Annotated in this window: 17 protein-coding genes; 5 read left to right on the top strand and 12 right to left on the bottom strand. The window is 58.3% G+C overall.

The genetic code is table 11. The features are described from left to right. Positions 1–175: 175 nt before the first annotated feature. Both htpX and POF45_RS07140 read right to left on the bottom strand, forming a co-directional pair. Positions 176–1,063, bottom strand: a complete 888-nt coding sequence (gene htpX, locus POF45_RS07145; RefSeq protein ID WP_150767214.1) for a protease HtpX — start codon at positions 1,061–1,063, stop codon at positions 176–178. Positions 1,064–1,378: 315 nt separating this feature from the next. After that, positions 1,379–2,590: a pyridoxal phosphate-dependent aminotransferase gene (locus POF45_RS07140; RefSeq protein ID WP_259495434.1), complete on the bottom strand. Its 1,212-nt coding sequence runs from the start codon at positions 2,588–2,590 to the stop codon at positions 1,379–1,381. 226 nt (positions 2,591–2,816) lie between these two features. Here POF45_RS07140 and msrB point away from each other — a divergent pair, with 226 nt between their 5' ends. The 3 genes from msrB (at position 2,817) to POF45_RS07125 (ending at position 4,363) form a co-directional block, all read left to right on the top strand. Next, complete coding sequence (gene msrB / locus POF45_RS07135) at positions 2,817–3,212, top strand: peptide-methionine (R)-S-oxide reductase MsrB (protein WP_259495433.1); 396 nt, start codon at positions 2,817–2,819, stop codon at positions 3,210–3,212. Positions 3,213–3,419: 207 nt separating this feature from the next. Beyond that, entirely contained in the window at positions 3,420–3,905 is a 486-nt protein-coding gene (locus tag POF45_RS07130) for a glutathione peroxidase (protein ID WP_259495432.1), read from the top strand. Further along, on the top strand, positions 3,902–4,363 hold the full coding sequence (locus POF45_RS07125) for a MarR family winged helix-turn-helix transcriptional regulator (RefSeq protein ID WP_282315424.1): 462 nt from the start codon (positions 3,902–3,904) through the stop codon (positions 4,361–4,363). Before POF45_RS07130 ends, POF45_RS07125 begins: the two co-directional genes overlap by 4 nt. On the opposite strand, the gene POF45_RS07120 is transcribed toward POF45_RS07125, so the two are convergent. Further along, a complete protein-coding gene (locus POF45_RS07120; protein ID WP_259495429.1) occupies positions 4,347–6,668 on the bottom strand; it encodes a hybrid sensor histidine kinase/response regulator in 2,322 nt (773 codons plus the stop codon). The two genes, POF45_RS07125 and POF45_RS07120, sit on opposite strands and share 17 nt — an antisense overlap. Positions 6,669–6,836: 168 nt before the next feature. Here POF45_RS07120 and POF45_RS07115 point away from each other — a divergent pair, with 168 nt between their 5' ends. Together POF45_RS07115 and POF45_RS07110 are read left to right on the top strand one after the other, a co-directional pair. Next, positions 6,837–7,727 (top strand): ATP-binding protein, encoded by an 891-nt coding sequence (locus tag POF45_RS07115; protein WP_259495428.1) that lies wholly within the window; start codon positions 6,837–6,839, stop codon positions 7,725–7,727. After that, a complete protein-coding gene (locus tag POF45_RS07110; protein ID WP_259495427.1) occupies positions 7,724–8,206 on the top strand; it encodes a GAF domain-containing protein in 483 nt (160 codons plus the stop codon). The genes POF45_RS07115 and POF45_RS07110 overlap by 4 nt, the downstream gene beginning before the upstream one ends. On the opposite strand, the gene POF45_RS07105 is transcribed toward POF45_RS07110, so the two are convergent. The 9 genes from POF45_RS07105 to POF45_RS07065 all read right to left on the bottom strand — a co-directional run bounded on the left by POF45_RS07105 (position 8,207) and on the right by POF45_RS07065 (position 20,064). Beyond that, the gene (locus POF45_RS07105; RefSeq protein ID WP_282315423.1) at positions 8,207–11,155 is read right to left on the bottom strand and encodes an HD domain-containing phosphohydrolase; all 2,949 of its coding nucleotides are present in this window, start codon (positions 11,153–11,155) and stop codon (positions 8,207–8,209) included. It lies immediately after the preceding gene. Between the two features lie 47 nt (positions 11,156–11,202). After that, the gene (locus POF45_RS07100) at positions 11,203–14,844 is read right to left on the bottom strand and encodes a transporter substrate-binding domain-containing protein (protein ID WP_282315422.1); all 3,642 of its coding nucleotides are present in this window, start codon (positions 14,842–14,844) and stop codon (positions 11,203–11,205) included. Positions 14,845–14,852: 8 nt separating this feature from the next. Continuing rightward, on the bottom strand, positions 14,853–15,479 hold the full coding sequence (locus POF45_RS07095; RefSeq protein ID WP_201206739.1) for a response regulator transcription factor: 627 nt from the start codon (positions 15,477–15,479) through the stop codon (positions 14,853–14,855). A 252-nt stretch (positions 15,480–15,731) separates the two neighbouring features. Then, a complete protein-coding gene (locus POF45_RS07090) occupies positions 15,732–16,124 on the bottom strand; it encodes a response regulator (RefSeq protein WP_259495424.1) in 393 nt (130 codons plus the stop codon). 214 nt (positions 16,125–16,338) lie between these two features. After that, positions 16,339–17,670, bottom strand: a complete 1,332-nt coding sequence (locus tag POF45_RS07085; protein ID WP_259495422.1) for a deoxyguanosinetriphosphate triphosphohydrolase — start codon at positions 17,668–17,670, stop codon at positions 16,339–16,341. A gap of 69 nt (positions 17,671–17,739) precedes the next feature. Further along, complete coding sequence (locus POF45_RS07080; protein WP_282315421.1) at positions 17,740–18,903, bottom strand: EAL domain-containing protein; 1,164 nt, start codon at positions 18,901–18,903, stop codon at positions 17,740–17,742. Between the two features lie 117 nt (positions 18,904–19,020). After that, positions 19,021–19,362, bottom strand: a complete 342-nt coding sequence (locus POF45_RS07075) for a hypothetical protein (RefSeq protein WP_282315420.1) — start codon at positions 19,360–19,362, stop codon at positions 19,021–19,023. Further along, entirely contained in the window at positions 19,359–19,748 is a 390-nt protein-coding gene (locus tag POF45_RS07070) for a phage holin family protein (protein ID WP_259495417.1), read from the bottom strand. Before POF45_RS07070 ends, POF45_RS07075 begins: the two co-directional genes overlap by 4 nt. Before the next feature lies 1 nt (position 19,749). Beyond that, positions 19,750–20,064, bottom strand: a complete 315-nt coding sequence (locus POF45_RS07065; protein ID WP_259495415.1) for an ElaB/YgaM/YqjD family protein — start codon at positions 20,062–20,064, stop codon at positions 19,750–19,752. Between the last annotated feature and the right edge of the window lie 285 nt (positions 20,065–20,349).

Here is a 20,349-nt window from a genome sequence, read left to right as displayed (position 1 = left end):
GTATGCTGGCCTCATCGCGAGCAAGCTCGCTTCCACATTGGACCGTGTACATTCAGCTAACGCGGACAACTGTGGGAGCGAGCTTGCTCGCGATGAAGGCCGAATGGGCACCACAAGTCACCAGACAAAAAAAGGCCCGCATCACTTGCGGGCCTTTCTTTTGGTGCGGAACGACTCAGCCCCGACGACGCAGCGCGTCAATACGCTCTTCCAGCGGCGGGTGGCTCATGAACATGCGGGCGAACCCCTGTTTGATGCCACCGTTGATGCCGAAGGCGTTCAGGGTGTCCGGCATGTGTACCGGCAGGCCCTGTTCGGCTCGCAGGCGTTGCAGGGCACCGATCATTGCGTTGGTGCCGGCCAGGCGTGCACCGGCTTCGTCGGCGCGGAATTCGCGTTTGCGCGAGAACCACATGACGATGGAGCTGGCCAGAATGCCCAGCACCAGTTCGGCGAAAATGGTCGCCACGTAGTAGGCAATGCCTTGGCCTTCTTCGTTCTTGAAGATCACCTTGTCGACAAAGTTGCCGATGATCCGTGCGAAGAACATCACGAAGGTGTTCACCACGCCCTGGATGAGCGCCAGCGTGACCATGTCACCGTTGGCCACGTGACCGATCTCGTGAGCCAGAACGGCTTTCACCTCATCTGGCGAAAAACGTTCGAGCAGGCCCTGGCTGACCGCGACCAGTGCGTCGTTCTTGTTCCAGCCGGTCGCGAAGGCGTTGGCCTCGTAGGCCGGGAAAATCCCGACTTCAGGCATCTTGATCCCGGCTTCGCGAGACAGTTGCTCGACGGTTTGCAGCAGCCATTGTTCATGGCGGGTGCGCGGCTGGGTGATGATCTGGGTGCTGGTGCTCATCTTCGCCATCCACTTGGAGATGAACAGCGAGAACAGCGAACCGGCGAAACCAAAGACCGCACAGAAAATCAGCAGCTGATTGAGGTTGAGATCAACCCCGTTGGCCGCCATGAACCCGTTGAAGCCGAAAAGGCTCAGGGTGATGCTGGCAATCAGCACGACCGCCAGGTTAGTGGCCAAAAACAGCAGGATGCGCATCATGGTTGTAGAAATCTCCTCATGCTAAAGATGTAGCGTACTGCGGGGTATATAAGGTGCTGCACCGGGCTATTCAACCGAGTGACTATTTCAAACTGTGTCCTACAGCAACAGTCTACCTGTTTGCAGGGCATTTCCGACGTGGTTGCAGGAAGCGTTTGAGAATCGATTGAGCTGCCAGCCCCCGCCGTTATTAGGCGCGAGCGCAAAGCCCCTGATCGGGAGGTCATGGAAACGGCAGGGTGCGGTGGGGGCGTGAAGATGTGTTGCTGAATTAATCACCGTGCGACCTGAGCCTGTCGCACGGTGAATGGGCGCTTACTGGCGGTAGGTCTTGAGGAAGTTGCCGATCCGGCCGATGGCCTGATCCAGTTCATCAACCCGCGGCAGGGTCACGACGCGGAAGTGGTCCGGCCATGGCCAGTTGAAGGCCGTACCCTGTACCACCAGCAGCTTCTCGGAGAGCAGCAGGTCGAGTACGAACTTCTCGTCGTTGTGGATCGGGCAGACCTTGGGGTCGATCCGCGGGAACGCATACAGCGCGCCCATCGGCTTGACGCAGCTTACGCCGGGAATGTCGTTGAGCAACTCCCAGGTGCGGTTGCGCTGTTCCAGCAGGCGCCCTTGCGGCAACACCAGATCGTTGATGCTCTGGTAGCCGCCCAACGCAGTCTGGATGGCGTGCTGGCTCGGCACGTTGGCACACAAACGCATGTTGGCCAGCATGTCGATGCCTTCGATGTAGCTCTGGGCGTGGTGTTTCGGGCCGGAAATAGCGATCCAGCCGGAACGGAAACCCGCCACGCGATAAGATTTGGACAGGCCGTTGAAGGTCAGGCACAGCAAGTCCGGCGCCAGCGAAGCGGTGCAGATGTGCACGGCATCGTCGTACAGGATCTTGTCGTAGATCTCGTCGGAGAACACCACCAGGTTGTGCTGGCGGGCCAGTTCAAGCATGCCCAGCAAAACTTCCCGCGAGTACACCGCACCGGTCGGATTGTTCGGGTTGATGATCACCAGCGCCTTGGTGTTCGGGGTGATCTTGGCCTTGATGTCGGCCAGGTCCGGGAACCAGTCGGCGCCTTCATCGCACAGGTAATGCACCGGGTTACCACCGGCCAGGCTGACGGCGGCAGTCCACAACGGATAGTCGGGAGCCGGCACCAGCACTTCGTCACCGTTGTTGAGCAGGGCCTGCATCGACATCACGATCAGCTCGGAAACGCCGTTGCCCAGATAGATGTCTTCAATGCCGACGCCTTCTACCTGCTTTTGCTGGTAGTACTGCATCACGGCCTTGCGTGCACTGAACAGGCCCTTGGAGTCGCTGTAACCCTGAGCGGTCGGCAGGTTGCGGATCACGTCCTGGAGGATTTCATCCGGCGCTTCGAAACCAAAGGGCGCCGGGTTGCCGATGTTCAGCTTGAGGATGCGATGGCCTTCCTCTTCCAGGCGTTTGGCGTGCTTGAGCACTGGGCCGCGAATGTCGTAGCAGACGTTGGCGAGCTTGTTCGATTTGCTGACCTGCATGGCGATGTGTTCCCGAAAATGAACGATCCAGGCGGTGTATGAACTACCGTACTGGGAATCCTGCGTATTCACACAGGCCTGACGCCTTGAGAGGCAGCACCCATAAATCCGTTTGAATGCGCGTGGTCTGGCTGCCAGACTGGCGTTTGACGAGGCGCAATCATACGTGCCGCCCGATCCGTGGAAAAGGTACAGATCGGGCTTTTTCAGCCGCTGAGGTGTGACAATGGAAAAGTTGGAAAAAACCCTGGAAGAATGGCGCTCGATGCTCGACCCGGAGCAATACAACGTTTGCCGTCTCAAAGGCACGGAACGTCCGTTTTCCGGCAAATACAACGACAGCAAGGTCGACGGCGTTTTCCACTGCATCTGCTGCAATGAACCGCTGTTCGATTCGCAGACCAAATTTGACTCTGGCTGCGGGTGGCCGAGCTTTTACGCGCCAATCGGCGACAGTGCGATGGTCGAGATCCGTGACGTCAGCCACGGCATGATCCGCACCGAAGTGGTCTGTGCCAAATGCGATGCGCACCTTGGGCATGTTTTTCCGGACGGCCCGCCACCGACCGGGCTGCGTTACTGCATCAACTCGGTGTGTCTGGACCTCGTTCCGCGGGAATAAACACGCAACCCGGTGCAGGGCAGCCCCATGTGGGAGCAACTGTCTTGCCCCTGCCATTCGTCACCGCTTTCGTCGGAATGCCGCCCGGAGCAAGCCCGCTCTCACAGGGGCCCTCTGTGCGCTGGATCAAGTATTGATTTATTAAATTGCACACAATTCAATTGCTCGCTATGTTTGGTTTCTACTCCTACAGTTGGAATCCCTGCCATGAGCGACAACCTGCTGAGCATCCCGTGCACGACCATCAAGGGTGAACAGAAGACCCTGGCCGATTTCGCCGGCAAGGCGGTGCTGGTGGTCAACACCGCCAGCAAGTGCGGCTTCACCCCGCAGTACAAAGGTCTGGAAGAGCTGTGGCAGACCTATAAGGACCAAGGCCTGGTGGTCCTCGGTTTTCCCTGCAACCAGTTTGGCAAGCAGGAGCCGGGTAACGAAGGGGCGATTTCCGAGTTCTGCGAACTGAACTACGGTGTCAGTTTCCCGCTGTTCAAGAAAATCGAGGTCAACGGCACCGACGCACACCCGTTGTTCGTTCAGTTGAAAAAACGCGCGCCGGGCCTGCTCGGGTCGCAGGGCATCAAGTGGAACTTCACCAAGTTTCTGATCGGCAAGGACGGCCAGTTGGTCAAGCGCTTCGCCCCTGCCACCAAGCCGCAGGACTTGAGTCGTGAGATCGAAGCCCTGCTCAAATGAACCGCGCGCCAACCGATTCTCTGAGCCTCGACAGCCAGTTGTGTTTCAAGCTGTATGCCGCCTCCCGTGCGGTGATCAGGGCCTACAAGCCGATGCTCGACGAGTTGGGCCTGACGTACCCGCAGTACCTGGCAATGCTGGTGCTGTGGGAGTGGCAGGCATCCGCACCCGGGCAGCCGACGGTCAAGGCATTGGGGGAGCGCCTGGCGCTGGATTCCGGCACGCTCACGCCGTTGCTCAAGCGTCTTGAGCAACTGCAACTGGTGCGGCGCCAACGCTCGACGCGTGACGAGCGCGAGGTGCACCTGAGCCTGTCGCCCGCCGGCAAAGCCTTGCGTGAGCAAGTCGGGCCGCTCAAGGCTCGGCTGTTATGCGACAGCGGGGTCGACCTGGATCGCCTGAGTGAGTTGCGCAACGGCCTCGATCAACTCTTGGGGCAGATCAGGGCACTGTCTTAGCGGGTATCCACAGATCGAGCAGGGCGGCCAGTTCTTCCCGGCGAAAGGGTTTGGCCAGGTAGTCGCTCATGCCCGCCGTACGGCAGCGTTCCCGTTCTTCGGACATGGCGTTGGCGGTCAGGGCGACGATGGGCAACTGGGGCCAGCGACCGCTGCGGCGAATGTGGCGACTGGCCTCGTAGCCGTCCATGACCGGCATGTTGCAGTCCATGAGCACCAGATCGAATTCACGCAACTCCAGTTGATCCAGCGCCTCGGCACCGTGGGCGGCGACGATCACCTCGCAGCCCAGTTTGGCCAGCATGCCCTTGGCCACCAATTGGTTGACCGGATTGTCTTCCACCAGTAATACCCGACCACGTCGCTGCGGTGTGAGCGTGTCGAGACGGGCATCGCTGATCGTGGTGATATCCGGCTGTAAAACCCGTCGCAACGTTTGGTAGAGCGCATTGCGCGCCAGCGGTCGCGCCTGTTGCTGCAAGGGTGCCAGGGCGCTGGCTTCTTCGCTGGGCATGAAGCTGCCGTAGGCGGTCACCAGCAGGATCGGCGCGGTAAACGTGGGCCGTAGGCCAAACAGGCACTCGGGGCAGTCGGTGATCAACACATCGGGTGTCAGGCCGAGCAGCGAGTCTTCAATGGTGCGCTGCTGATAGTCGAGCCCCCAGCCGGGCAGCAGTGCCTGTAACAATTCCGCCAGACCGCTGCTTGGGGTGGTGATCGCAACGATGTTGCCTTGCAGCGCAGCGGGCGGCACGGCTCGGGTATGGCAGGGCAGCGGCAGGTCGGCACAGAACTGGCTGCCAAAGCCGACCTCGGAGCTGATCGTCAGCCGTCCCTGCATCGCTTCGCACAAGTTGTAGGTCAGCGCCAGCCCCAGCCCGGTACCGCCGAATTGACGGGTAATACCGGCGCCTGCCTGGGTAAAGGGCTGGAAGATTTTCACCTGGGCTTCCTGAGCAATGCCGATACCGGTGTCGCAGACTTCGATGCGTACACCGTCCTCGAACATCGACAGGCGCACGTCAACCCGACCAAAGCGGGTGAACTTCAGGGCGTTGGACAGCAGGTTGCTGACGATCTGTCGGACACGGGTAGGATCGCCCAGGACCAGCGCCGGGAACTGCGGGTCGATCAGGCACGTCAGTTCGACACTCGGTGCAGCGTTCTGTGAAAGCAGGTTGGCGGTGTCTTCGATCAGCGAACCGAGGTCGAATGGAATGTGTTCGAGCTCCAGCTGACCGGCATCGAACTTCGACAGGTCGAGAATATCGTTAAGCAGCTCAACCAGCACCTTGCCCGAGTCGTGGGCGATGGACAGTTGCTGTTGTTGTTCGGCATTGAGCGGGCCGTCCAGCGACAGGGCGATCATCCCCAACAGGCCGTTGAGCGGCGTACGGATCTCATGGCTCATGTTGGCCAGAAACGCGGAACGTGCTTCAGCCATGTCCAGTGCGGTGCTGCGAGCGACTTCCAGTTCCTCGTTGGACTGGCTGAGCCGGGCGTTGATCGCCTTGAGTTCGGCGGTGCGCGCCGAGACGATGTTTTCCAGTTGCCCGAGGTAGTCGGTCAGACGATTTTCGGCGGTACGCCGTTGCTGGATCTCAGTGGCGATATTTTCGAATTGTTGATTGGCGACTTTGACCAGCACGCCAATTTCATCGTTCTCATGCCCGGCCGGAAACTCCAGAGAGGTCGGCTGTGCACTGCGTGGATCGCGGCCACTGAGTTCGCGGATCACCCGTACCAGTGGCTTGGTCAGCATGACGTAGAACAGCGCCAGCAGGATGCCGGTCAGGATCAGGCTACGGGCGAAACCATTGAGCAGCGTGACTTCGGCCCGGCGCAGAAAACGGCTGCCAAAGGCATAGGTATCAACGTCCAGATGCAAGACGCCGAGGGACTCGTCAGGCAAGTGGTCGAGAAAGAGGCGGTCTTCGAACTGGCGATTGGCGCCGAACAGAAAATCGCTGATGACCCGGTAACCGCTTTGCGTGGTCGGGCGCTTGACGCTGGCGAGCACGGTATTGTTGTTATCGGTCAATTGCGCGCTGATGATCGCCGGGGAACGCAGCAGCCCCAGGGTCAGTTCCTGGGCAAGTTCGGCGTCGATGTTGTAGGCGATGCGCGAAGCGGGGTTGTGGCTGATTTCCAGCAGTGAAAGTATTTCACGGTTGATGGAGGCGTCTTCGCTGGCATAATCGATGCCTATTTGCACCAGACTGAGCAGAGTGCCCAATATGAAACCGACCAGCACGGTAAGCCGCGCCTGCTTGTAAGACAGCCGGTGAGTGAATTTGATATCCATGGGGTGTTGAACCACTTCCGTTTCCCTTCGCTGCTCAAGCATAGTCGATCATGCAGGCCTGCCGATGCTCCCGAATCACCCTTTAACAAACGGCTGATATGAGAATCGCGCACTGTGTTTCGTCGCTGTATCGCCATCTTTACTGTGAAACGTGCCTGAGGAAAAGACGTGGACTCCCGATTGAATGCATTTCTTGAACGCGCCGATGCTGTTCTTGCGCGAATCGAACCGCTGTTGCCTGCACCTCGGCAAGCGATTGACTGGGACAACTGTCTGGCGGCGCGCTGGCAACGTGAAGGCCGCAGCGGATTTTTGCTGCCGCTGGAAGTCAGTCTCGACATGCGGTTGTCTGACCTGATCGGCGTTGACCGGCAGTTGGAGCAACTGGGTCGCAATACTCAACAATTCCTTGATGGCATGCCAGCCAATCATGCGCTGCTCTGGGGTTCCAGGGGCACCGGTAAATCGTCGCTGGTGCGCGCGTTGCTGGCCGAACATGCAAAAGCCGGCTTGCGGCTGATAGAGATCGAGCGCGATCACCTGGCGGATCTGCCTCGTGTGGTCGAACAGATTGCCAAGCTGGCGCAGCGCTTTGTGCTGTTTTGCGATGACTTGTCATTCGAGGCCGGTGAAGGGGATTACCGCGTACTCAAGAGTGTCCTGGACGGCTCCCTCGAACAGGCGCCGGACAACGTGCTGCTGTATGCCACGTCCAACCGTCGCCACCTGGTGCCGGAGAAGGAAAGTGATAACGAAAACTGGAAAGTGGTCGACGGCGAGCTTCATCCCAACGAGGCAGTGGAGGACAAGATCGCGCTGTCGGACCGTTTTGGATTGTGGTTGTCGTTTTACCCGTTCACTCAGGAACACTTTCTCAACGTCGTCGAACACTGGATCGGCCAATTGGCTGACAAGGCTGGACTTGCGTGGCAGCGAGACGAAGAACTGGACATCCTCGCTGTGCGCTGGGCGACCGGTCGGGGCAATCGCAATGGACGTTGCGCCTATCAATTTGCTCGCTATTGGGTTGGGCTTAAGCTGTTGGAGCACAAGGCATGATCAATCTGGAAAAGAGCGGGCAGGGCCTTGAGGGCTACGGCATGCTGTGGGCGCAGCTGGAATCGCTGCTGGCGGACGAACGGGATTTCATCGCCAATGCGGCGCAGTTTTCGGCGTTTCTGTATAACCAGCTTGAGGACCTGAACTGGGCCGGCTTCTACCTCAATCGCAATGAAGAACTGGTGTTGGGACCGTTTCAGGGCCAGATCGCCTGTGTGCGGATTGCGTTTGGTCGGGGTGTTTGCGGCGCCGCCGCAGCGACTTTGCAGACGCAACGGGTCGAGGACGTGCATGCATTTGCCGGCCACATCGCTTGCGACAGCGCGTCGAACAGCGAGTTGGTCGTGCCGCTGGTCAAGGACGGCCGCCTGATTGGCGTACTCGACCTGGACAGTCCGAAACTGGCGCGATTCAGCGCTGATGATCAAGCCGGTATCGAACAACTGGCGGCGATTTTCCTGCGCCTGACCGATTGCTGATCAGGCTGCCAGGCCTGCCTTGACCAGCAGGCCGAGGGGGTCTACCGCATCAATCTGCTGTGGGGTGAGAAACTGGTCGGCGTACCGCAAGTAAATCCGCTCGTTGATAAATAGCCCGAACAGCTCGGGATCGATATGGGCGTCACGGCACATGGTAGCCATGATGCCCAGCGCTTCGCTCAGCGATTTGGCTTTTTTGTAAGGGCGGTCGGCGGCGGTCAGTGCCTCGAAAATATCGGCAATCGCCATCATCCGCGCCGGCAGGCTCATTTCTTCGCGTTTCAGCTGTTTGGGATAACCGGTGCCATCCATTTTTTCATGATGGCCGCCAGCGATTTCCGCGACGCTATTGAGGTGGCCCGGGAACGGCAGGTGACTGAGCATCAGGATCGTCTGCACCATGTGATGATTGATCACGTAGCGCTCTTCGCGCGTCAGCGTGCCCCGCACGATGCTCAGGTTGTAGAGCTCGCCGCGATTGTATTTGTAGCGTGGCGCATCGAGTTTGAATCCCCACGGGTTCTCGGACGGGATCAATTCGGCCTCGGCGCGTTCGAATAGATGCTCGGGTTTGTCGCCCAGCAGTGGTTCATTGACCGGCAGCGTTGGCGCCGCAGTGGCAGCCTGGCGCCGGTTTTCCTCCCAGGAAACGCCGATTCGATCATCCAGCGTTCGACTCCAGGTGCGCTGGGCGATCAGGTTCAGCCGTTGCAGGTCCGCCCCGGCCATGGCTTCGCTGCCCATATTGCAACGGGCGACAAAGGCGAAGTCATCGTCCAGTGCGGCCAGGCTGGCATTGCGCTGTTCGGCTAGCGATTGTGCATCGCCGCCAAGGGCCAGGGCCTGCCAATAGCCAATCCAGGCGTCGCGCTTGAGTACCTCGAAGCGGGTGCGAATTTCGTGGATGCGGTCGTTCAGGGTTTCCAGCTTGGTGGCTTTGTCCACGACGTACTCGGGCGTGGTGACCTTGCCGCAATCGTGCAGCCAGGCGGCAATGTGCAGCGCTTCCCACTCATCTTCGCTGGGCTGATATCCGCTGAATGCCGGGGCTTCGCTGGCCGCGGCCGCTTGAGCGAGCATCAGTGTCAGTGCCGGTACCCGTTGGCAGTGACCACCGGTGTAAGGACTCTTGGCGTCGATAGCGCCAGCCAGCAGTTGAATGAAGGCATCCAGCAGTTGTTTCTGTTTGGCTTGCAGGCGCTGGCTTTCAATACTTACCGCCGCCGCACCGGACACCGCTTGGAGAAACGCAATCCGGTCAGGTCGAAGCTTTTCCAGATCACTCTGGCTACCGCTGTCGGCCAGCAGCAGGACCAGCAGCCCCACGGTTTCGTTATGACGATTGCGCAGACGAATCCCGATCAGGTGTACCCGAGGGCTGTCGATTGCCAGCAGCACCCTCTGCAAGTCGCCTGCCTGTTCGAAGCCCAGGTGGGTGACCAGGTTGTCGGTCCTGGATAGCTGTAGCAACCAGGCCGGGCTCTGCGAACTCTCAGGTTCGTGGCCCTGAATATCGAACGACGACAACGCCTCGGGCGTGCCATCAATGATCAGGCCATGGGGTTCCAGTCGCTGGTCATCGCCTTCACGCAGATAGATCAGCCCCGCCTGGGCCTGGGCGATTTTCACGGTTTCGAACAAGACTTTTTGCAACAGCGGCGCGAAGCGGGTCTCGGCTCCCAGGCTGTCGGTGATTCGGAAAAAGCTGCCCAGGGATTCCTTCATGCGCGCCATCGACAGGCTCAACTGATCCACCTCAAGCACCGGCGAGCGGCGGCTGGCGGGAAAATTGAAATCGAAACTGCGAATCGCATCGGCTTCTTCCACCAATGCGTGCAGAGGCTTGACCAGCAGTCTTGAGGTCAGCCAGCCCAAGGGAAGGCATAGCAGCAGGATCGCCAGCGTTACCAGCGCCCCTTGCCAGCGCATGCGATAGGCGTCGACCAGCAACTCATCCTCGGGCACCAGCAGCGCCAGTTGCAAACCCTGTGGACCGCCCTCCTGCATGCTACTGCGGGCGACAATCCATTGCCGGCCGTTAACTTCCAGGCGATTTCCTTCTGGGTGTCCGGTGAGCAAGGCGCCGATGGCGGGGCTCAGATCGGCGGCCTTGCTCAGGTGGACGGTCTGGTCGTCGATGATCAGCTTGCGGCTGTCGGGGTAGGCAATGGCATTGCCCCGAGCGTCGAACAGGACGATTTCGGTGGCGGGGGTGACCACGTGTTTAGCCAGGGTGGCTGAGAGTTCGGCCAGCGTCAGGTCTGCTCCCATGACGACGCCATTGTCGCTGCGCCGGGCCAGGGTGGTGCCGACGTTGTGGGTGGAGAAAAAGACGTAAGGATCGGTCGTGATTTGATTCGGGTCTTCGAGGGCACTGGAAAACCAGGTACGGCTGCGAGGGTCATAGGTTTCGTCGGCGAGGTCCTGGCGGCTGATGCGGGTCAGGGCCGCATCATAAAACAAGGATTGTGAGTGAACCTGATTGTCGCCTGCCCGCCGTTCGATGCTCCATACCTGATAGGCCGCAGTGGTCGGGGCGTTGAGCAGCTTTTTGAGTGCATCGCCGCGCAACGGACGAACCATGAAGAAGTCGCCATTGGCGTAGCCCAGATACAGCGAGGCAAGGTTGGGGTTGTCCTTGAGCGCCTGGCTGAACGGCTTGAGCAGCGCCAGACGTGGTTCGAGCCCGTCCGCCTGGGCAGCCGGGTTATCGGCCAGCAGGCTGAGCAAATGCCGGATCGGCACATACGTAGACTGGAGGTCCAGCCGTACGTCCTGTTCAATTCGTTCGAACACTTTTTCGCTGCTGGACAGAATGACCTGGGTGGTTTGCCGGTAATTGAAAATGCCCAGTACCACACCGGTCAGCAGCAACAGGAAAGTGAACATGACGCTGATATGGACGTGCAGTGGAAACCGTCGTTTATCCGGGTGCAGTGGGCTGGGCATTACGGAGTCTCCATGGTTTTAACGCACTGCTCAGCGTCCCAGCATAGTTAAGGCTCGGGCATTGCGCCTTTGTCGTCGGAATCGATCTGTTTCAGCAAGGCTTGCTCCAGGTCGAGCATCACCTGGTCTATGGCCTGGCTGCACCTGGCGATGTCTTCACTCAGGGCTGCATCGCGACAGGCTGTCTCGAGGGCTTCGCAACACTCGATCAACCGGGTGGCATGGGCGATACGGGCAGCGCCCTTGATTTTGTGCGCCACATCCAGCAACGCTTGTCGATCATCAAGTCCGGACAAGGCCAGCAGTTCCTGGCGATCCAGTCGGTTACTGCTGAGCAATTCAGCCAGCAGTCGCCGGGCCAGAGCAGGGTTGCCGCCGGTCAACAGGTGCAGGCCTTCAAGGTTGAACGGTTGGTCGACGCTTGGCGGTCTGACACCTTCGACTCTTTGACTCAACGCCATCAGGCTCAAAGGCTTGAACAGGCAGTCATCCATTCCTGCCTGCTTGCAGCGCTGTATTTCTTCGGGCTGGGCGTTGGCGGTAAAGCCCAGTACGGTGCAGGGGGACCGTTGTTCCTGTTGTTCATGCAAGCGGATCGCGCGGGCCAGGTCGTAGCCGTTCATGATCGGCATATTGCAATCAACTACCACCAGATCGAAGGACTCGCTTTTCCACGCCTGCAACCCGGCCATACCGTCGCCGGCTCCCGTGAACCGATGCCCCAGGTATTCCAACTGCTGGCACATCAGCAAGCGATTGGCCGGATGGTCGTCGACCACCAGCACATTCAGGGACGCTGCACTGGTGTTGATCTGCGCTTCAATCCCTTGCGGTGCCTGTTCCAGCGGCAATGTTGCCAGGTGCAGCGAGATGCTGACCTGGGTGCCGATATCTTTTTGGCTGTTCAACTGCAGGTTGCCTCCCATCATTTCACACAGACTTCGACTGATGACCAGGCCAAGACCGGCACCACCTTTGGCCAGTTGCCCAGCGTTGTTGACCTGCGCGAACGGCTCGAACAGGCGTTGCTGATCCACCTCACTGATTCCGATGCCGCTGTCCCGGACCTGGACTTGCATCTGCGTATGGCCGGGCTCGTTGGCTGCGAGCAGGTCGACGCGGATCCTGACCTCGCCTTGTTCGGTGAACTTGATGGCATTGCTGACCAGGTTGGACAGCACTTGCTTGAAGCGCAACGGGTCCAGCACGACATCGACCGCTGGATCGGGCGGGTTGAATTCCAATAGCAGGCGCAGGTTCTTCTGCCTGGCCAGCCCGTCGAAAATCCTGATGACCGACGCCACGATTTCGCCAGGGTTGACCCGCTCCGGGCTCAGGCTCAGACGACCGGATTCGATCCGTGCAATGTCGAGAATGTCGCCGATCAATGCCAGCAGGTCTTTGGCCGAGCTGTAGGCGGTCTCGATCGATGAGCGGTCCAGATGGCCCTTGTCCAGACGCTTGAGACTCAGCTCAAGCATGCCGATCACCGCATTCATCGGGGTGCGGATCTCGTGGCTCATGGTCGCCAGAAAGGTGCTCTTGGCCCGATTGGCCTCATCAGCCCGCTCCTTGGCGGCTCTGAGTTCGTCGAACAGTTGGCGCCGTTCGCTGATATCGATCCAGCCACCGATGATGCCTTGCACCTCACCACTCGAATCACGGTAGGGGAGGATCCAGTGATAAATCGTCAGTCGGCGCCCGCCAATGTGCAGCGGCCGGTCAACTATCAGTGGCGTGCCCTCGGCAACCACCCGTTGATAGTCCGCCTGGTACTCCCGCGCCTCAAAGGCATTGCTGAATTTACCCTGCATGATGCTCTTGCCGATCACGTCTTCGCGTTTGGCTCCAAATGTCTGTAGATAGCTGTCATTGCAGCTTTGCAGCAGCCCTTGGCGGTCACGTACATAAATTGGGTGGGGCGTGCCGTTGACCAGTGAACGCATGAACTCGAACTGATCGTTGAGTGCGCGTTCCGCCACCTGCCGCTGCTTGATCTGGCGCCGCATCCAGGCATTCCAGGCCATGGACAGTAACAACAGCACGCTGGCGCCAATGACGATTTGATAAAACATGCGGTAGTTGCGCCAGGTGTTTTCTGTCGCCGCCGAATAGCCACGCCAGCGGCTGTTGATGATGCCCAGCTCTTCAGGAACGATGCTCAGCAGCGCTTTGTCGATGATGGAGCCGAGTTCCGGGTTGTCTCGCGCAGTGGCCAGGGAAAAGGCTGCCTGTTGGGTGCCGATGGTGGTGGTGATTTGCAGTTTGTTTTCGAAGATTCGCGATGAAATGAAGTAGTTCGCAATCACCAGTGAGTTGACCGCACCGTCTACCGAGCCGTCGGCAAGTAACTCGACGGCACGAAAGGTGTCCGGTGTTTCGACCAGTTGAATGCGTGGAAACTCGCTACGCAGGTAACTCTCCAGCGGATTACCCTGGGCGATAGCCAGGCGTTTGCCTTGCAATTGCGACAGGTTGGTCGGGCTGTCTGGATTTTTGCGTGTCAGCAGGACAAAGGAGTTTTCCAGATAGGGGCGGCTGAAGTTCAGCTGCGTCTCCCTTTGTTTGCTGGGTAACAGCGCCGCAATCAGATCGGCCTTGTGGCCTCTGACTTGTTCGATCATGGCGACGTCGTTGCGGCTGCGCTGGATTTCGAAGCGGAGTCCGGTGCGTAACCTGATCATCTCAAGCAGATCGGCGCCCACCCCGCGAAGGTTTCCGTCGCTGTCAAAAAATGTCAGTGGTGCAAACGCCTCGTTGGCCACGACCCGCACCACTGGGTGCCTGGCCAGCCAGCGTTCCTCGCGGTCGGAGAGTTGCAACTTGTGATCGGTGAGCAGAATGTCGCTGCCTGCACTCCAGCGTTTGGCAATGATTTCGCGTTCGCTGGCGGGGATGGCCTTGAGTGTCGTGTTGATGATCTGCAACAGCTCGGGATTGTCCCTGTGCACGGCGAAACTGAAACCGTGGGCCTCGTGCTTACCGAAATTGGCCATGCGGATGTTATTCAGATAACCCTTGTTGATCATGTAGTGGGTCGAGATGGTGTCGCCCAGAAAGACGTCCGCCTGGTCGAAGGCGACGGCGTTGATCGCATTCTGATAAGACGGATAGGCGGTGATGATTGCCTTCGGATACAGCGCCTTGACCTCGTCCAGCGGCAGGTAGTGATACACCATGCTCAACCGCAGTCCGGCGAGTCCCTCGGCCAGGGAACGGGTTTCCTCCGTGCGCGTCACGAGTACGGGTTGATCAACCGCATAGGGGGCAGAAAGTACGATGTCGGTGCTGTTCGCCTCGTAGCTGTTGGCGGTGCCGAGGAGGTCGATGTCGCCTTTTTCCAGTGCTTGTATGGCACTGTCTCGGGAGGGGTAGCGTTGAACCCTGATGGGTAAACCCATCGTCTTGCCGAGGAGCCCGGCGTAGTCAGCCGTGAATCCTTCATAATCCTGGCCGCTGACCGTCATGTCGAAAGGTGGGTAATCCGGGGCTGACGTGCCGAGGATCAGTTCGCGTTTGTCTTGTGCCCATTGGCGTTGTGATGGTTCCAGCTGGACGTCCGTGTGTCCGGCCGTCGAGCGACTGAGCAGGGTGAAGTTCTCGGCGGCGTCAGATGCCGCGGGCACCGAGGTACTCAGGCATAAACCTGCGCTCAATATGATTAGATAGTCCTTTAAACAACTGGGCATCCTGCTTCTCACACCAATGCGTTACGTTTTGCCATCTCGATGAGTTCTACCAGGGACTTCGCCTTGAGTTTTTGCATGAGCCGCTTTTTGTAAGTGCTGACTGTTTTGTTACTTAAAAACATGCCTTTGGCAATTTCCTTGTTGGTGCGTCCTTGGGCGAAAAGTTGCAGCACCATTAACTCCCGGTCATTGACTGACTTGAACAGCTCCAGTTCGGCATAACGCGCATCATCTGGGCGCACAGGATTTAACGCCTGGCTGGGGAAATAGTTGTAACCGGAAAGTACCGCCTTGATGGCGCTGACCAGTTCGCTGAGGTCCTCTTGTTTGCAAACATAACCTGATGCACCGGACTGCATGCAGCGAATACCGAAAAGTGTCGGGCACTGCGCTGTCAGTACCAGTGTTTTCAGCGGTGTGCTCATGGCGTTGAATCGTGCAAGAACTTCCAGTCCATCGAGTTTTGGAATACTGATGTCGAGAATGATCAGGTCGGGCATGCATTCGCGCACCATCTGCATGGCATCGACCCCATTATCTGTTTCACCAACGACTTTATAACCTTCATGTTCCAGCAGCATCCGCACGGCAAGACGGATGACGGGGTGATCGTCGACAATAAAAACGGAGTTCATAATCAAGTCCCATACGAACGCAAATAAAGCGCGCACCTTAGCTCAGATAGCCGGGAGGGAGCACGAATGGAGAGGGGTGTAGTGGCTATATAGGATAATTCCTACAAATTTTACAGAAAGGTACTACGTACTAACTAGGATCTGAATGAGGAACTGTTGAAGTTTTGGGTTGTGTAAGTCGGGCAGTAGAATGACGTATTGATATTACAAGTTGTACTTGGTTTTGGTCGGATAGTGGAGGGTTGGGTGTTTTTATATTCGTGTCAGGGTCAACAGTTTTCTAAAGTCTGATTGTTTCAAAGGTTTGATTAAATAGCCCAGCAAGGGCAGTTTTCGCTCGCAGGCCTGTTTTTCAAGTGCATCCAGTTCAAGCGTGGTCAGGCTGCTCAGCAATATAGCCTGTTTGATCATTCCTCTATGACTGGCAAACTGAATCAAATCAAGTCCGGATAGATCTGGCAGGCATTGATCACACAGCAAAATATCAAAGGGATGTGTTGCACCGAGCATTTTTTGCAGAGCGCTTTCGGCCGTGTCGGAAACAGTCAATTGGGTGAAGCCGGCATTTTCCAGCAGGCATTGAGTAGCCTTGAGCTGAAAGGGATGGTCTTCCACCAGCAAGATGCGCAAATCATGTTCAAACATTGGATTTCCCTTGAGCGAAATGCTCTCAGATAGAGGCCGCTTATTCATCAGGAGCAATAGCAGCAACTTCTTGTGAATCATTATTTTTCGACGTCAGCGCGTTAGCGATCAGTTTGCTCAGCGTGACGTGCAGGGGGATACGGCAGGTGTTGAATACAGTTTAAAGGCTTCAATCAGCCGCCCATGGGACCGACGGCGGCTGATTGAAGTTTTTTCATTTGTGGCTGGAGCGACCGGTCATTTCCTGGGCCATGTCACTGGCATAGCTATCGGTCATGCCGGCGATAAAATCAATCATACGCAGGAACGAGGCGTGCAAAGGACCTTGGGGATCCGGTGCATTGTTACTGAGCAAGTCCAGGATGCGCCGACTCTTAAACGACGGCGTGCGACCGTTGTGTTGCTCCAGGGCCGCGCCGCAGAAGGCGTTGAGCAAAATTTCCAGGGTGGTATAGGCGCCGATTTCATGCAGCGTCTTGCGTTTGTCCTGGAAGATTTTTTTACGGGCCATGTCCTTGGCATTCAACACGCAGCGTTTTGCCGGACCGTGCATGTGCTCCACCAGGTCGCCATGCAGGGTGCCAGCCAGCAGTGCTTCCTGCTGTTCGACAAACGCACGGGCGGCGGCATTGGTCAGATGCTCGATGGCCTTGCCCCGCAGGATCGCCAGTTTGCGTCGACGCGAATCCTGTGGGCCGAGCAGGCGATAGGTTTCCGGCAGATCGTCGCCTACCAGATCCAGCAGCAGGGATTCGACTTCGGCGTAGTTCAGCAGATCCATCTCCAGGCCATCTTCGAGATCGATCAGCGCGTAGCAGATGTCATCGGCAGCTTCCATGAGGTACACCAATGGATGACGGGCCCAGCGCTGATCTTCCAGTTGCGGCAGACCGAGTTTGTGAGCGATCTGTTCGAGCAATGGCAACTCGCTCTGATAGCAGCCGAACTTGTGCTTTTTGTAGCCCAGTGAGTCAGCGTGTTTGGCCGTCCATGGGTACTTCAGATAAGTGCCCAAGGTGGCGTAGGTCAGCCGTGTGCCGCCGTCGAACTGGTGATATTCGAGTTGGGTCAGGACACGGAAACCCTGAGCGTTACCTTCGAAGTTGAGGAAGTCATTGCGTTCGACATCGCTCATCGCATCCAGCCAGCCACGCCCGGCGGCTTGCTGAAACCAGTGCCGGATCGCATCTTCTCCCGAATGGCCGAAGGGCGGGTTGCCGATGTCGTGAGCCAGGCAAGCCGATTGCACCACCATGCCCAGGTCACTCGGCTCGCACCAGTCGGGCAGGGCGCTGCGGATGGTTTCGCCGACGCGCATGCCCAGTGAGCGGCCGACACAACTGACTTCCAGCGAGTGAGTAAGACGCGTATGGATGTGATCGTTGCTGGTGACCGGATGGACTTGCGTCTTGCGCCCGAGGCGGCGAAACGCACCGGAAAAAATGATGCGGTCATGGTCTTTGTGGAAAGGGCTGCGACCCAGTTCTTGCGGGCTGTGCAGCGGCTTTCCCAGACGTTCGCGGTTAAGCAGGGTTTGCCAATCCAAGGCTTGGTCTCTCCGTCAGGTGACTGATTGGGCTACTTTCCCGGTTCGTATCGGTGCCTGCAAGCAGAACTACAGACCGATGGCGTCGATGTCGATCAGCAGTAGGCGCTCGCCATTATCAAAAAACTGCCCGGCGGTCAGGCAATACTGATTGCTGGTGGCATCGCGGTAGGTGTTGGAGAGCGTCAGGCGACGCTCATCCCAGCCTTCGGCGAGCAAGTGATAGAAATATGGACGCCATGACCAGTTGTGGCCCAGGTAGCGGTTATCCGCCTCCCAGCGATTGTTGCGCCACTCCAGATTGGGTGTGAGTTGTGTGCCTTGGCGGTCGCATTGATAGAAACGCAGCAGCCACGGGAACGCATCCAGTTGGGGCAAGGCACTGAGCGGGGCACGAGCCTGCGCCCAATCCTGCAGAATCGCCATCAGCTCACTGAGTTGCTGGCGCATGACCATCAGCCGTCCACGTTCGACAAGCTTCTTTTGAACGTAGCGCTGGCGCAGTTGGGCGAAGCGTTCGACAAAGGCGTCGGTGGCAAAAAAATCCACCTGTGCCCGAGCAAAGAGAAAACCCTGTACGTAGCGCGATCCGCATTCCAGAGCGAAATTGAGCTGTGCTTCGGTTTCCACGCCTTCGGCGATGATCCAGCATCCGGTTTTTTCGGCCATTTGCGCCAGTGCCTTGACCACATCACTGCTCGGCCCGCCGAGGGCTGCGGCCTGAAACAGGCGCATGTCGAGTTTGAGGATGTCCGGTTGCAGCGCCAGCACGCGATCGAGTTGAGAGTAGCCCGCGCCAAAATCATCGATGGCGATCCGCGCACCCGCCTGGCGATAGCGTGCCACCACGTCGGCCAGACGCTGGCTGTTGCCACCCAGTTCAGTAATCTCGAATACTACCCGTTGCGGATCGACGCCATGCCGGGCCAGTTGTTTGAGGCTCGGCAGCGCCTGGTCCGGGCGCAGTCGGCTGATCCAGCGCGGCGACATATTCAGGCTCAGAAACCAGTCCGAAGGGGCTTCATGCAGGCGGCTCAGGGCGTTATCGCGGATTTGCCGGTCGAGACGACGCAGGGCAATGGCGGGCGTTCGCGGGTCAGAGAAGAGCGGTCCGACCGAGGTCAGTTGGCCGTCTGCCTGGCGCAGGCGACCCAGGGCTTCGACCCCCGCGATACGGCCGGTGGCGGTATCGATGAACGGCTGAAAGCAGGCGAGCGGTTGCCCGTCGATCACGAGGCCTCCTTGGTAAGGTCTTGTTTTTGGATAAGCCTGATCGCCGGATAGGCGAGCAGGACGGAACCTCTCGATAGAAAGGTCCATCCAGCGAATATTGCAAGAATGTGGCCAGTTTCAGGGCTTGCGCGATGAACCTTGCATGACCAGTTTGATCAGCGGCCCCAGACTTGTGCCCAGTTGAACCAGGCGGGTCAGGCTGCTGACGCCACCGCTTTTGGCCCCCTTGCCTGTCAGAAAACCCAGTAGCGTCACGGCGGCCATGCCCCAGAGCGGGGCATGTTTGATGCCGAAACCGTCCTGCAGGTTTTGCGTCAGGCCGCGCATCCGTTGCAGGGGTTGCAGCAACTGTCGCGATTCCTGGCGGATTTCCTGACGATGCATTTCCATGCGCAGGCGAATCAGCGCCTTGCGCATTTCCGCGCGCGAGCTGTTGTGAGGCAGTTCAGGCAGGCTCATGGCAGCAGGCGCTCCCGATCATTGGCCAATTCTTGCAGGGTGCCGTGGAAGGGTGAGGATTCATCGAAAATCGCCGCTTTCAATCGCATGGCACAGAAGATGGCCGCCAAGGTGTAAAACACGCAAAGCCCGATAATGCCGGCCAGACGATAGGTGTCCCACAGCAGAATCAACACCAGCGCCGACAATCCCACCAGCAACAGCAGGGCAAAGACCAGCGCCAGGCCTGCAAACAGCAGCAGGCTGACCGTGCGTGCTTTCTGTTCCTGCAATTCAATGCCGAACAATTCGACATGGCTGTGCAGCAATCCTAGAAAAGCGGCACCCAGGCGCCGCGTTGAGGAGCTTGTGCCCGTCGCCGACGAGCCGGATTCGCCGATCGACATATCAGCGCCGCGTAGCCAGCAGGCCAATCAGAAAGCCCACGCCCGCCGCAATGCCCACCGACTGCCAGGGATTGGCCTGAACGTAGTCTTCAGTTGCGTTCACCGCAGCCTGGCCACGTTCGCGCAGCGAGTCTTCGGTCAGTTTCAGGGTTTCACGGGCGCGCAGCAGGCTGTCGTGGATCTGATCGCGCAACTCGTCCGCCTGGTCGCCGGCCAGGGAAGCGGTGTGTTCCAGCAACCGTTCGGTGTCGCTGACCAGGGTCTGAAAATCTTCCATCAGGATTTCTTGAGCGGTCTTTGCCTTGAATCTGGCCATGGGTGAATCTCCGTAAGTGGCGTCTGATGCGTTCGAGTATGAGCCTTGCCTGAAGGTTCAGTACAAATGACTGGTACAACTTTTGCTTTGTTGTGGTGCGCCTGCGCCGGTCGTTGCGCTGTTGCCGGGCACGTTTTGCCGCAAACCTTAACTCAAATAATCCAAGCCCGCGCAAAGGTTCAGCGGTTGTGCGCCAAAGCGGTTCATCGGGATCAATGTGTTGATCCTGGCAAGCCGCAATTTGGTGCGCTGATCGTTCGCGCGAGCTGCTTTGGTGCTTTTTTT

The sequence above is a fragment of the Pseudomonas fungipugnans genome (assembly GCF_029955235.1).
GTDB classification, from domain to species: Bacteria; Pseudomonadota; Gammaproteobacteria; order Pseudomonadales; family Pseudomonadaceae; genus Aquipseudomonas; species Aquipseudomonas fungipugnans.
Note: the sequence above shows the minus strand (reverse complement) of the source record. Positions and strands in the feature narration are given on the sequence as shown.